This window comes from Aequorivita sp. 609 (assembly GCF_014212065.1).
In the GTDB taxonomy this organism is placed as follows: domain Bacteria; phylum Bacteroidota; class Bacteroidia; order Flavobacteriales; family Flavobacteriaceae; genus Aequorivita; species Aequorivita sinensis.
On sequence record NZ_JACJVM010000215.1, the window covers coordinates 65,476 to 78,499 of the forward strand.

The following is a 13,024-nucleotide window of genomic DNA, read 5'->3' on the forward strand; positions in this document are numbered from 1 at the left end:
AAAAACAAAACCCTTCCGAAATAAATCGGAAGGGTTTTTGCTTTTTAAAATATTTAATAAGAAGGCTAAAAGCTAGCTACTTCCTTTTTTGCAGTTTGAAATTCTTCAACCATTTCTTTTAATATTACTCCAGCTGGTTTAATATCGTGGATCAGTCCAGAAACCTGTCCTATTTCCAATTCACCTTCAACTAAATCTCCCTCAAACATTCCACGTTTTGCACGAGCCCTACCCAAATGTTTGGCAAGCTCTTCTTTAGTAGGATTCGTTTTATACAACTCCATAACACTTTCAAAGAATTCATTCTTAAGCATTCTTACTGGAGCCAACTCTTTTAAAGTAAGTTGGGTATCTCCTTCTTTTGCGTCTACAACCATTTGTTTAAACGCATGATGTGACGAAGCTTCATCCGATGCCACAAAACGACTACCTACCTGTACCCCATCTGCACCTAAAACCATAGTAGCAAGCATAGCGCGACCTGTAGCAATACCTCCAGCAGCTATTAATGGAATCTGCAATTGTTCCTTTACCATTGGAATTAAAGTAAGTGTAGTGGATTCTTCACGACCATTATGACCTCCTGCTTCAAAACCTTCTGCTACAACGGCATCTACTCCTGCTTCTTGTGCTTTTAAGGCAAACTTTACACTACTAACAACGTGTACTACGGTAATCCCGTTTTCTTTAAGTTTAGAAGTATATGTCTTTGGATTTCCAGCCGATGTAAAAACTATTTTAACCCCTTCTTCAATTATTATATCAATAATTTTTTCAATATCAGGGTAAAGCATTGGCACATTAACACCAAATGGTTTGTCTGTGGCTTTTTGACATTTTATTATGTGTTCCCGAAGTACTTCAGGATACATTGAACCTGCTCCTAAAAGACCTAGTCCACCTGCATTAGAAACAGCACTAGCCAAACGCCAACCACTATTCCATATCATCCCACCTTGAATAATTGGATATTCAATTTTGAAAAGCTCTGTAATTTTATTCTGCACTATTTTTTTATGATTTTGTAACTTGTTGTCTTGTTGTTTGAAGTTATAGATGCAATATACATCCCTGAAGTTAGGTTAGATAAGTCAATGCGATTATTACTAGCCGCAATATTAGTTTGAAGTATTTTTTCACCTAAAACATTATACAATACAAATACAGCATTTTCTGCAGTTTTAGGAAATGAAATATTTACTTCAGTAGTAACCGGGTTTGGATATAAAGCAAATTGATTTTCTTGAAGTTCTTGTTCGTTCACTTTAAGTAATAGTGTGCTTAATGCTTCTCCAAAATTTGGAATTCCATAACCCATTAAATCTGTAGGATTGTTATACAAATGTGCAGACTCACGAATTGCTTGCATAACTACATCGTTTTTTAAAGTAGGAACAGCACTCCATAAAGATGCCACAGCTCCAGCAATTATAGGAGAACTAAAAGAAGTTCCATTAGAAGTTAATGGATCTCCCCAATAATCCGTGGTTTCTCCAAATCTATCTACAACAGCTGTATTAGCTCCTTGAGCCATTACATCAGGCTTTACTAGTCCGGCTGAATTTGGACCGTAAGAACTGAAATAAACATAATTTTCATTTGCATCAACCGCGCCTACAGTGAAAGAACCTGGCGCATCTGCAGGAGTTCCCACATAACCAAAGCCAGAACCGTCGTTACCAGCAGAAGTAACTGTAATCATACCTTTATCAAAAGCTATATTAGCTCCGCGAGCTGCAATAGTAGTTTCTCCATCTAAATCTGAATATTGATGAGTATATGCTGGTTTGTCATAATCCTGGTAACCTAAAGAAGTATTACTCACGTATACCCCTAAGCTATCGGAACGCTCCAATGCTTCAACCCAATACGCCTCCTCAGCAGGAGATTCTTCACTATCATCCTCTGTAATAAATAAGTAATAAGAAGCATTTGGCGCAGTACCTACAAATTCATTTGTAACCACCGCAGCTGCATCACTTAAGGTTAAAGCTCCGTGACCACCTGTTCCATTTGGACTCTCCACACGAGCAACAAAATCATAATACCCAAGTAATCTTCCTTCATCACGCATATGAGCATAAGCAGGGTTGTATAATACATTAGGATATCCATTATCCATAAATGCTACAGCAATATTTTGACCCGTAAAATCTTCTTGATGCAAAACATCAACACCAATCATTTCAGACTGATTCTCAGCATTCCCATAATTATAAACTACTCTTAACTGCTCTTCTTGATCTATTTTATTCTGTAAAGACCTAAACTGTCTTTCAAATTCTCTAGGTCCAGGTCTGTTCATACTTTTATCAGCATATTCAATGTCCGAAACAAATGAAAGATTTAAAAGATTATTGATATTTGTTAAAGTTCCTCGAACATAAACAGCATTTAACCATTTTGATTTTGCAAGAACTGTAATACCTGTTGCAGCTTCTATCTGTGCTTTTTGCACTTCATTTAAAGGAACATCCCGTTCATCAATAGCAATACCTTGTGCTAATTTTCTATTTATTGCCGCTGTAGTTAAAATAGTTGCTGGGTCTGCCAATGCAGCCGAAACCACCGAAGGATCCTTAGGTTCTAAAAAAACTAAGGCATCTTCTAACTGTGCAAAACTTAGGGTTGATACAAATGCAAATACTAATAATAGGAATAATTTTTTCATATAATATTTTTAAGAGATAACACCACTGCCAAGTAACTCAGCTCCATTATACCAAGCCACAAATTGACCTTCTGTAATAGCAGATTGAGGATTATCAAAGATAATATAAAGTCCTGAATGCGTACAGTGCAAAGTTGCTTTTTCTAATGGCTGTCTATAGCGAATACGAGCCATAACTTCCATTTTTTCATCTTCTTGAAGCTTTAAATCTTCACGAACCCAATGAACTTCTTCATCCTTTACAAAAAGTCCGCGTCTATAAAGTCCTGGGTGACTTTTACCCTGCCCTGTATAAATAATATTTTCTTCAACGTCTGTGTCTATCACAAATAATGGCTCTTTGGTACCACCAACTGCTAAACCTTTTCGTTGCCCTTTAGTAAAATAATGCGCTCCATTGTGAACCCCAACTTCTTTACCATCAGTTTTTGAATACTTGTGTTTTGCTGAAAGAAATTCAAGTTCTTCCATTTCAGAAGTAAACTCTGGAGTTTCTACTTTATATTCAGGCAATGTTGCTGGAACTTCAACAATTATTCCATCTTTAGGAGCTAATTTTTGCTGAAGGAAATCTGGTAATCTCACTTTTCCTATAAAACACAAGCCCTGAGAATCACGTTTTTCAGCAGTGATAAGATTTTGTTCGGCTGCAATTTTTCTAACTTCTGGCTTTAATAATTCACCAATTGGAAATAATGTTTTGGATAGTTGTTCTTGCGAAAGTTGACACAAAAAGTAAGACTGATCTTTATTAGGATCTTTCCCTGCTAGTAAATGATGAATTTCTTTTTCAACGCCATTCTCTTCACTTATTGAAGTTGTTTTTCTGCAATAATGTCCAGTTGCGACAAAATCTGCTCCCAACCCCAGCGCTATTTTCATAAACACATCAAATTTAATTTCGCGATTACAAAGCACATCTGGGTTTGGAGTACGTCCCATTTGGTATTCACGGAACATATAATCTACAATTCGCTCTTTGTATTCTTCACTTAAATCTACAGTTTGAAATGGTATTCCTAATTTCTCTGCAACAAGCATGGCATCGTTACTGTCTTCTAACCAAGGACACTCATCTGAAATAGTTACAGAATCGTCGTGCCAATTCTTCATGAAAAGACCAATAACTTCATAGCCTTGTTCTTTTAATAAATAGGCTGCTACACTAGAGTCTACACCTCCGCTTAATCCTACTACAACACGTTTTTTCATGGGTATTTTTGAAAGAAACTATCACCTTTAATGGCCATAGTTTTTGGATGTGCAAAGATACAATTACTATGCCCGAAATTCAAACTGCAAATACAGTGACTTTAAACAATTTTAAAAGGCTTTTATTACAATCTGAAATTAACGTATCTTTAAAACCTGAGCCCACATAAATCGGCTATTTTTGTTCAAAATCTTTCATAAAGCACATGCCAATTAAATCTATTCCTTATAAAGAGACCGGTTATTTTTCTAAACTTATCTGCGACTATTTAGCAGAAGAAAAATCATTAATTCCTTTTTATAATCGTTTTCCAAACTTGGAGAACTTCAAACTTCAAATTGAAGAGAAACAAAATAGTTTTAATATTCGTCAAAGACGGTTATTGTCTAAACAGATTATGTTGCAATACGGGTATAACTCTATATCCCAAGCTACATTAACCAACCTAGACTTGCTTAAAGAAAACACTACTTTTACCATAACAACTGGGCATCAACTCAACCTTTTTACCGGACCACTATATTTTCTTTACAAAATATATTCAACGATAAACTTATGTGAAAAGCTAAAGGAGCACTATCCTAATTTTAATTTTGTTCCCGTTTATTGGATGGCAACAGAAGATCACGACTTTGAAGAGATAAACTATTTTAATACTTACAAAGACAATAATACTTCTAGGTTAGAAAAGGTTAAATGGGATAGAAATTCTTCTGGTGCTGTTGGAGAATTAAATACTGAAGGCCTAAACAAAGTTTTTGAAAAATTAAAAACACAATTTGGCAACAGTGAAAATGCTAAAGAGCTTCTTAAATATTTTTCTGACGCTTATTTAAAAAATGACAATTTAGCTGATGCCACTCGACACTTAGCCAATACATTGTTTTTTGAATCTGGATTAGTAATTGTTGATGGCAATGATGAAGTTTTAAAGAAACATTTCATTCCTTATGCTGAAAAAGAAATAAATGAAAACTTAAGTTTCAAAAAAGTTTCTGAAACCACTAAAAAACTAACAGACTTAGGTCATTCAGAACAGGTACATCCTAGAGAGATTAATTTATTTTACTTAAATAAGAATATTAGAGAACGTATCATTGAAAGTGAAGGTGATTTTTACGTGAATAACACTGAAATCTCATTTTCTAAGGAGGAGATTTTAGCCGAAATAAATGATAACCCACAATGCTTTTCACCAAACGCCTTACTACGACCATTGTATCAAGAAGCCGTTTTACCAAACCTCTGTTATATTGGTGGAGGCGGCGAACTAGCGTATTGGTTTCAATTGAAAGATTATTTTAATGAAGTAAAAGTTCCATTTCCTATTCTTTTATTGAGAAATTCAGCTTTAATAACTCCTAAAAAATTATTGGAAGAGCTAGAAACATATGACGTTTCTGTTAAAGATTTATTTCTTCCACAACAAGAGTTAATAACCAAGCACGTTCATAAAATTTCAGATATTGAAATTGATTTTTCTAAACAAAGAGAATTTTTAAAACAACAATTTAAAGATTTATATGTGCTAGCTGAAAAAACGGACAAGTCGTTTCTTGGTGCTGTTGCTGCTCAAGAGAAAAAACAACTTAACGGGTTAGATAAACTTGAATCTAGATTACTAAAAGCTCAAAAAAGAAAACTTTCTGAGAAATTAAACCCTGTAAAAAACATTCAAGATACTCTTTTCCCAAAAGGAAGTTTACAAGAGAGAAACCTAAATTTTTCAAACTTCTATTTAGATAATGGGGAAGAAATATTAGACATCATTAAAGAGAATTTAGATCCTTTAAATTTATCTTTTACAATTATTGAAGTTTAAGTTTCAACTTCACAAGAAACACAAAAACCCATCTTTAAATCTATAAAGATGGGTTTTTTTAATAAAGTTATATTATGTGATTTATTTGAAGAACGAATCCACAAATTCAATCTTATTAAATACCTGAAGATCTTCCATCCCTTCACCCACTCCAATATATTTTACTGGAATTTGAAATTGGTCGCTTATACCAATAACAACTCCACCTTTTGCAGTACCGTCAAGTTTAGTAACCGCTAGAGAGGTAACTTCGGTTGCAGCTGTAAATTGTTTAGCCTGTTCAAATGCATTTTGCCCAGTAGAACCATCTAAAACTAATAGCACATCGTGAGGCGCATCTGGAATAACCTTCTGCATTACACGTTTTACTTTAGTAAGCTCGTTCATTAAGTTTACTTTATTGTGAAGACGCCCTGCTGTATCTATAATTACAACATCAGCATTTTGATTTACTGCACTTTGCAAGGTATCAAAAGCGACACTGGCAGGATCACTGCCCATACTTTGTTTAACGATAGACACATCAGTTCTATCAGCCCATATTTGTAATTGATCAATCGCTGCAGCACGAAAAGTATCGGCAGCACCTAAAACTACTTTCTTACCTGCTTTTTTAAATTGATAAGCCAATTTCCCAATGGTAGTAGTTTTACCTACACCGTTTACACCAACAACCATAATAACGTATGGTTTTTTATCTTGTGGTATTTCAAATTCGGAAGCGTTACCAGAATCTATTTCACTTAAAAGCCCGGCAATTTCTTCGCGAAGAATTTTATTTAGCTCATCCGTACCTAAGTATTTATCCTTAGCAACTCGCTCTTCAATTCTTTCAATTACTTTTAAGGTAGTATTTACACCAACATCACTAGAAACCAATACCTCTTCAAGATTATCTAAAACCTCATCATCAACCTTGCTTTTTCCGGCTACAGCTTTACTAAGCTTATCGAAGAAAGATGTTTTAGTTTTTTCTAGTCCTTTATCAAGTGTTTCTTTTTTCTCCTTGGAGAATATCCTTTTAAATATACTCATGGTTTCCGTGGTCGGTTAAAGGTTATAAATTTATGCCATTATTAGCTCAATTATATACCTGACTATTTTTTAAATAACAAAAATACGAAAAGCCACCTTCGTAAAAAAGTGGCTTTAACTCAATATTTTAATCTGGTTATTTTTTGTTTAACCAGTCGTTTACCATTTCTGGAGACATAATAGCCTCAGTAAATGTATATGCTCCTGATTTTTCCGATTTAACCATTTTAATAGCTTTGGTTAAACGTTTTGAACCTGTCTGTAACGATGCTACTGATTTCTTTGCCATTTTATCTCTTATTTAATCTCTTTATGAACCGTCATTTTCTTAAGAATTGGGTTGAATTTCTTCAACTCCATTCTATCCGGTGTATTCTTTTTGTTTTTGGTAGTGATGTAGCGAGAAGTTCCTGGCTTACCAGATTCCTTATGCTCAGTGCACTCCAAAATTACTTGTACTCTATTTCCTTTTTTAGCCATTGTAATAGACTTTATTGATTATTGCAATTATTTAGTTAAAAAGCCTTTTTCACGCGCTTCTTTCATAACCGCAGAAATACCTTTTTTATTGATATCTTTAATAGCAGAAGCTGAAACTCTAAGTGTTACCCACTTATCTTCTTCTGGTATATAAAAACGCTTTTTAAGCAAATTTACATCAAACTTACGTTTGGTTTTATTCATCGCGTGCGACACGTTATTTCCAACCATCGCTTTCTTTCCGGTAAGTTCACAAACTCTTGACATTTCCTTAACTTTATTAGTTATTTTAAAACAGGGTGCAAATTTAAGTAATTCTTTCGTGTTGTACAACAAAAGGAAATTAGTTTTTTGAAATTTCTTTTAATAACATCTCAAAAGATTTGTTTGCCGCCTTTGTAATCACACGATAGCGATCATTTCCGAAATTAAATTTTTCTGAAAAAACTTCGTTTCGAGATGCTATTGCAATGCAAACTGTTCCAACTTCATCTGCTCCATCCCCTTTTGTTGGTCCTGCAATTCCTGTTGTGGCAATTGCGTAATCTGTATCAAATAACCTACACGAATTTAAAGCCATACTTTCAGCAACTTCAACACTTACAACTGAAAATTCTTCAATAAGTGAAGCCGGCACACCTAAAACCTTTGTCTTTAATTCTGTTTTATACGGAATAATACTTCCTAAGAAAAAAGATGAAGCTCCAGGCTCCGCAGTTATCTGGCTTGCAATCGTCCCTCCTGTACAACTTTCTGCTAAGCTTAATGTTCGTTGCTTTTCATTTAAAATATGTGCAATCTTTCCAACTATAGTCGTTTCATCTTCAAAACCTATAGCAATATCCGAAAGCATATCAGATAAAACTTCCATTCGGGAATCTATACTTTCTTTTAAAGCATTTTCGTCGGTACCACTGGATGATAGTCGTAAACGTACTTTTCCTAATGAAGGCAAATACGCTAGTCTTATATTTTCAGGTAAATTATTTTCCCAATCTGCAATTCTATCTGCAACAGCACTTTCACCCATTCCATAGGTAAGTAGTGTTTTGTGGTAAATAAATGGCCTATTAAAGCGTTCTATTACTAGAGGCAAAACTTGATCCTTTAACAAATTTTTCATTTCGTAGGGCACGCCTGGCAATGAAACAAAAACAGTTTTATCCTTCTCCATCCACATTCCAGGTGCGGTTCCATAGTAGTTCATTAAAACTTTTGCTTTAGAAGGAACGAGTGCCTGTTGAATATTTGACGGCAAAGGCTCCCCTAGCTGATAGTTTTTAAATAATTGCTTAATATTTTCAACTATCTCTGAATCTTCAACCAACGTATCATCAAAATAATCACAAAAAGTACGTTTGGTAATATCGTCTTTAGTAGGGCCAAGTCCTCCAGTAACAATAATTAAATCGGCGTGTTTTTTAGCGTCTTCAAAAGCTTGCAATATATGCTCTCGATCGTCCTGAACCGAAGTAATTTGATACACTTTTACCCCTATCTTATCAAGCTCTTTCGAAATAAAAGCCGAATTTGTATCTACAATTTGACCAATGAGAATTTCATCTCCTATGGTTATAATCTCTGCTAGCATTTACATTGTTTTTTTAAAAGCACAACTTCCTTTGACAATTTTGAAGATTATGTCAGAATAATATTCCTTTACTTTATTTTTATTGAAAACATTTCTTTTTCTTCGATATACCCCTGTAAAACATCATCTACAGAAACAGGCCCAACACCTGATGGTGTACCTGTGAAAATAACATCTCCAATTTTTAAAGTGAAGTATTTTGAAGTATTTTCGATTAAGGCATCTATTTTCCACATCATCTGCTTTGTGCTGCCTTGTTGAACAACCTCTCCATTGCGTTTTAAACTGAAGGGTAAATCGTCAATATCTTCAATCTCATTTTTTGATATAAAATTTCCAATTACAGCCGAACCATCAAATGCCTTCGCTTTTTCCCAAGGAAGACCATCGCTTTTTAGTTTCTTTTGTAAATCTCTCGCTGTGAAATCAATACCCAAACCTATTTCATCGTAGTATTTATGCGCAAACTTACGATCTATATGCTTCCCTATTCTATTGATTTTCACCAACACTTCAACTTCATGATGAACTTCATTTGTAAATTCAGGAATGTAAAATGGTTGCTTTTTTAATAGTATAGCCGAATCTGGTTTTAAAAACAATATTGGCTCATCAGGAACAACATTATCTAGTTCCTTAATATGTTCTGTGTAATTTCTTCCTACGCAGATTATTTTCATATTTTAAAAATTATTATTTGAAAGTAGAAATACTGTCAGTTATCAAAAGAGATGGTTTTCTTAAAGTTTTGTATTCAATTTCTGAAGTCTAATACGTGTAAGCACTTTTTTGGTGTACAATGGAAAATCGGCATTAAGCAACCAACCGAAATAACCAGAATCTTTATCTAATATTTCAGTTACTAACTTACCTTTATACTTTCCGAATGAAAAAACCTCTTCTCCATTCTCATCATAACTTATATATCCCGCAAAATCTGCATGGTCCTTATGAGAACTAAAATCTGCTAAGGAAGCTATATCATTCTCCAAGTCTGGATAACGCTCTAGTTGCGCCTTTAAAACCTCGTAGGTGGCATTTGTATCGGCAGCGGCACTATGAGCATCTAGAAGGTCTTTGTTACAGTAAAATCTATATGCTGCTTCTAATGTTCTCTTTTCCATTTTATGGAAGATGGTCTGAACGTCAACTGCAAGGGCTTTTTTCAAATCAAAGTCTATTTCTGCACGAAGCAACTCTTCAGCAAGCAGTGGAATATCGAATCTATTTGAGTTAAATCCACCAAGGTCACTATCTTTTATCAATCCATAAACTTTTGGTGCAAGATCTTTAAATGTAGGTTCGTTAGCAACCATTTCATCGCCAATTCCGTGTATAGCGGTAGATTCTGGCGGAATAGGCATTCCTGGGTTTACACGCCAAGTATGACTTTCTTTATTCCCATTTGGAAATACTTTTAGGATTGCAATTTCAACAATTCTGTCTTTAGCTACATTTACACCTGTGGTTTCAAGATCGAAAAAACAGATTGGTTTTTTTAGGTTCAGTTCCATTTTTTTATTTTAAAAAAGTAAAGATACTTCTTATTGAAGTTTTGAAAGAATTTATAAAAAAGAAAAGGGGGATTTTGAATACAAAATCCCCCTTTACCGTATTGTTTATCTCAATTAAATCTCACGATTTACATCCCAATCTTCTAGGTAATCTGCAACACGCTTTACAAATTGCCCTCCTAATGCACCGTTTACAACTCTGTGGTCGTAACTATGCGACAAGAACATCTTGTAACGTATTCCAATAAAGTCACCTTCTGGAGTTTCTATTACAGCAGGTACTTTTCTAATTGCTCCAAGAGCTAAAATACCTACTTGTGGTTGATTAAGGATTGGTGTTCCCATAATGCTACCAAATGTTCCAACGTTAGTAACTGTATAAGTACCACCTTGGATGTCGTCTGGTTTAAGCTTGTTTTCACGAGCACGTACTGCAAGGTCGTTTACAGCCTTACTCATTCCAAGCAAGTTTAACTGATCTGCATTTTTAATTACAGGAACAATTAAATTTCCATCAGGTAAGGCAGCAGCCATACCTAAGTTTATATTTTTTCTTTTGATAATCTTATCACCATCTACGGCAATATTCATCATTGGAAAGTCTTTTAGCGCTTTCGCTACAGCCTCCATAAATATTGGAGTAAAAGTTAAGTTTTCACCTTCGCGCTTAGCAAATGATGCTTTTACTTTATTTCTCCAATTCCAAACATTAGTAACATCACATTCTACAAATGACTGTACGTGTGCAGATGTTTGAACACTTTCAACCATATGATGGGCAATTAATTTACCCATTCTAGACATTTCAATTATCTCATCACCACCATTTACCGATATCGGAGTTTTAGCTTTTGGAGCTTCTTTTGCCGCAGGAGCTGCAGGAGCTGTAGTTGCAGCAGCTTGTGTTGGAGCAACAGTTTTAGCAGAAGAACGGTTTTCTACGTAGGCAAGAATGTCATTTTTAGTAACTCGGCCGTCTTTACCAGTTCCAGATATACCATCTAACTCTGCTTGTGAAATACCTTCAGCAGCAGCAATATTCTTCACTAAAGGAGAATAAAAACGATCGCCAGTATTTTCAATAGGAGTATGAGTTTCTTGTTTTGCAGCTTCAAATTGCTTTTCAACTTCTTTTACAGCTTGTTCAGGTGTTGAATCGGCAGTAGCTTTTGAAATATTTTCAGTTTTTGGAGTTTCATCAGCCCCTCCTTCGGTTTCAATAATAGCAATGGTTTGTCCCACTTGCACAACATCATCTACATCAAATAGTTTTTCAACTAACACACCATCTACCTCACTGGGAACTTCGCTATCCACTTTATCGGTAGCGATTTCTAGCACTGCCTCATCAGCTTCAATAGTATCACCTACTTCTTTTAGCCAGTTTGTTAAGGTTGCTTCTGCAACACTTTCGCCCATTTTGGGTAGTTTCAATTCAAATTTTGCCATAATATAATTTCAATATCGAATTTGGAAGGCGCAAGCCTTATTTTAAAAACGTTGCAAAATTAGTCAAAATTTGCTCGTCTTCTGTTTCAAATTTCTTAAAAAACTACTACACCACCTTTTTCATCACTTTGGTCGCTCCCAATTATAAAGTTACAACCTCGCGGTTTTATCCTAAAATGGTTGCCTTTTCCTTTCAATTGTTTCATCAACCGAAAGATTTCACCATTTGTAACATAGTCATTATCAAAAACTAACAAGCTATTTTTTAAAACAACCTGCTCATGAACATTTTTTGATGCCATTTGAAAATGCAGCTTCATTTTATCTGAAAGCTTTTCAATTAAATCAACATTTTCAGTAAAAATATAATGTTTTTCTAGCTGTAAATTTTCTTTGTTTTTATTACTTGAGGTGAATCTATATGCATTTTTTGCAAGGGCAACCCCAAGAGAAACCGAGTTTTTAAGCAATGCATTATTATTAAAATGTTTTTCGTAAAAAATCTGCATTGCACCATAAAAACGCTCAAAATACGCTTTGTCCTTTTTAGTGCTTTCTCCCTTATAGTGAAGAACAGTACTTTTCCCTAAATAATGGTTTTTATATCCTGCTTTAGTAAATTTATAAGACAAGTCTATATCCTCACCATACATAAAGTAATCTTCATCAAATCCACCAACTTCATTGTAAATACTTCGTTTTACAAGCATAAATGCACCAACCAATATTTCAACTTCACCACTAGAGTTTTCTGTCAAATGAGAGGTATAATACTTTTTTGTAAAACCTAACAACTTAAGCATAGATACTTTTGGTGTTGGTAAATTTCGTTTACTTTCAGGCAAAAAATTACCTGTACCGTCCATTAAATAAACACCTAAAGCGCCAATATTTTTTACATTTTCAGAATATTTAATTGCATTTACAAGTGCGTCTTCAGCTACAACAGTATCTGGATTTAATATACACACATACTCCCCTTTTGCTACGGATACTGCTTGATTATTTGCTTTACTGAATCCTACATTTTCCTTATTTTGAATAAGAATTACGTTTGGAAACTGAGTTTTTACCATCTCACAACTATCGTCCTTAGAATCATTATCTATCACGATAATTTCAGCTTCAATATTCTCAATAGCTTTTTCAACAGACAGTATGCACTGCTCTAAAAAGTACCGCACATTATAATTAAGTATAACTACAGATAATTTCATCAGTACAGATTATTTTGAAAAATTAAAGGCTA

The 13,024-nt window shown here is 34.5% G+C and carries 13 protein-coding genes; 1 reads left to right on the forward strand and 12 read right to left on the reverse strand.

All coding sequences use genetic code 11. From position 1 onward, the window contains the following. Nucleotides 1–65 precede the first annotated feature (65 nt). Genes H4O20_RS14790 through mnmA form a run of 3 tightly spaced genes read right to left on the reverse strand, consistent with a single transcriptional unit; the run spans nucleotide 66 to nucleotide 3,883 of the window. The gene (locus tag H4O20_RS14790; RefSeq protein ID WP_282033094.1) at nucleotides 66–1,007 is read right to left on the reverse strand and encodes a nitronate monooxygenase family protein; all 942 of its coding nucleotides are present in this window, start codon (nucleotides 1,005–1,007) and stop codon (nucleotides 66–68) included. After that, complete coding sequence (locus H4O20_RS14795) at nucleotides 1,007–2,671, reverse strand: S8 family peptidase (RefSeq protein WP_185099796.1); 1,665 nt, start codon at nucleotides 2,669–2,671, stop codon at nucleotides 1,007–1,009. Before H4O20_RS14795 ends, H4O20_RS14790 begins: the two co-directional genes overlap by 1 nt. 9 nt (nucleotides 2,672–2,680) lie before the next feature. Then, entirely contained in the window at nucleotides 2,681–3,883 is a 1,203-nt protein-coding gene (gene mnmA, locus H4O20_RS14800; protein ID WP_185099797.1) for a tRNA 2-thiouridine(34) synthase MnmA, read from the reverse strand. 206 nt (nucleotides 3,884–4,089) lie between these two features. Between mnmA and bshC the strand changes: the two genes are divergently transcribed. Continuing rightward, nucleotides 4,090–5,706, forward strand: coding sequence for a bacillithiol biosynthesis cysteine-adding enzyme BshC (gene bshC, locus H4O20_RS14805; RefSeq protein ID WP_185099798.1), 1,617 nt, complete (start codon nucleotides 4,090–4,092; stop codon nucleotides 5,704–5,706). Nucleotides 5,707–5,787: 81 nt separating this feature from the next. Here the strand turns inward: bshC and ftsY are convergent, their stop codons facing one another. From ftsY to H4O20_RS14850, 9 genes are all read right to left on the reverse strand, one after another. After that, on the reverse strand, nucleotides 5,788–6,741 hold the full coding sequence (gene ftsY / locus H4O20_RS14810; protein ID WP_185099799.1) for a signal recognition particle-docking protein FtsY: 954 nt from the start codon (nucleotides 6,739–6,741) through the stop codon (nucleotides 5,788–5,790). A gap of 136 nt (nucleotides 6,742–6,877) precedes the next feature. Further along, nucleotides 6,878–7,030, reverse strand: a complete 153-nt coding sequence (locus tag H4O20_RS14815) for a DUF4295 domain-containing protein (RefSeq protein WP_139856086.1) — start codon at nucleotides 7,028–7,030, stop codon at nucleotides 6,878–6,880. 8 nt (nucleotides 7,031–7,038) lie between these two features. Then, on the reverse strand, nucleotides 7,039–7,221 hold the full coding sequence (rpmG, locus tag H4O20_RS14820; RefSeq protein ID WP_045081706.1) for a 50S ribosomal protein L33: 183 nt from the start codon (nucleotides 7,219–7,221) through the stop codon (nucleotides 7,039–7,041). A gap of 27 nt (nucleotides 7,222–7,248) precedes the next feature. Then, nucleotides 7,249–7,488, reverse strand: coding sequence for a 50S ribosomal protein L28 (gene rpmB / locus H4O20_RS14825; RefSeq protein ID WP_014782807.1), 240 nt, complete (start codon nucleotides 7,486–7,488; stop codon nucleotides 7,249–7,251). Between the two features lie 76 nt (nucleotides 7,489–7,564). Beyond that, nucleotides 7,565–8,812, reverse strand: a complete 1,248-nt coding sequence (locus H4O20_RS14830; protein ID WP_139856088.1) for a competence/damage-inducible protein A — start codon at nucleotides 8,810–8,812, stop codon at nucleotides 7,565–7,567. Nucleotides 8,813–8,880: 68 nt separating this feature from the next. Continuing rightward, on the reverse strand, nucleotides 8,881–9,492 hold the full coding sequence (locus tag H4O20_RS14835; protein ID WP_185099800.1) for a fumarylacetoacetate hydrolase family protein: 612 nt from the start codon (nucleotides 9,490–9,492) through the stop codon (nucleotides 8,881–8,883). A gap of 60 nt (nucleotides 9,493–9,552) precedes the next feature. Then, on the reverse strand, nucleotides 9,553–10,326 hold the full coding sequence (locus H4O20_RS14840; RefSeq protein WP_185099801.1) for a 3'-5' exonuclease: 774 nt from the start codon (nucleotides 10,324–10,326) through the stop codon (nucleotides 9,553–9,555). A 114-nt stretch (nucleotides 10,327–10,440) separates the two neighbouring features. Next, nucleotides 10,441–11,775, reverse strand: a complete 1,335-nt coding sequence (locus H4O20_RS14845) for a dihydrolipoamide acetyltransferase family protein (protein ID WP_185099802.1) — start codon at nucleotides 11,773–11,775, stop codon at nucleotides 10,441–10,443. A 95-nt stretch (nucleotides 11,776–11,870) separates the two neighbouring features. Next, entirely contained in the window at nucleotides 11,871–12,992 is a 1,122-nt protein-coding gene (locus H4O20_RS14850; RefSeq protein ID WP_185099803.1) for a glycosyltransferase family 2 protein, read from the reverse strand. Nucleotides 12,993–13,024: the final 32 nt, after the last annotated feature.

Excerpts from the sequence above, each read along its gene's own strand:
- H4O20_RS14795 (WP_185099796.1), bottom strand. The coding sequence starts at position 2,671 with ATGAAAAAATTATTCCTATTATTAGTATTTGCATTTGTATCAACCCTA.
- H4O20_RS14840 (WP_185099801.1), bottom strand. The coding sequence starts at position 10,326 with ATGGAACTGAACCTAAAAAAACCAATCTGTTTTTTCGATCTTGAAACC.
- H4O20_RS14850 (WP_185099803.1), bottom strand. The coding sequence starts at position 12,992 with ATGAAATTATCTGTAGTTATACTTAATTATAATGTGCGGTACTTTTTA.
- H4O20_RS14815 (WP_139856086.1), bottom strand. The coding sequence starts at position 7,030 with ATGGCAAAGAAATCAGTAGCATCGTTACAGACAGGTTCAAAACGTTTA.
- mnmA (WP_185099797.1), bottom strand. The coding sequence starts at position 3,883 with ATGAAAAAACGTGTTGTAGTAGGATTAAGCGGAGGTGTAGACTCTAGT.
- bshC (WP_185099798.1), top strand. The coding sequence starts at position 4,090 with ATGCCAATTAAATCTATTCCTTATAAAGAGACCGGTTATTTTTCTAAA.
- rpmG (WP_045081706.1), bottom strand. The coding sequence starts at position 7,221 with ATGGCTAAAAAAGGAAATAGAGTACAAGTAATTTTGGAGTGCACTGAG.
- H4O20_RS14835 (WP_185099800.1), bottom strand. The coding sequence starts at position 9,492 with ATGAAAATAATCTGCGTAGGAAGAAATTACACAGAACATATTAAGGAA.
- H4O20_RS14830 (WP_139856088.1), bottom strand. The coding sequence starts at position 8,812 with ATGCTAGCAGAGATTATAACCATAGGAGATGAAATTCTCATTGGTCAA.
- ftsY (WP_185099799.1), bottom strand. The coding sequence starts at position 6,741 with ATGAGTATATTTAAAAGGATATTCTCCAAGGAGAAAAAAGAAACACTT.
- H4O20_RS14845 (WP_185099802.1), bottom strand. The coding sequence starts at position 11,775 with ATGGCAAAATTTGAATTGAAACTACCCAAAATGGGCGAAAGTGTTGCA.
- rpmB (WP_014782807.1), bottom strand. The coding sequence starts at position 7,488 with ATGTCAAGAGTTTGTGAACTTACCGGAAAGAAAGCGATGGTTGGAAAT.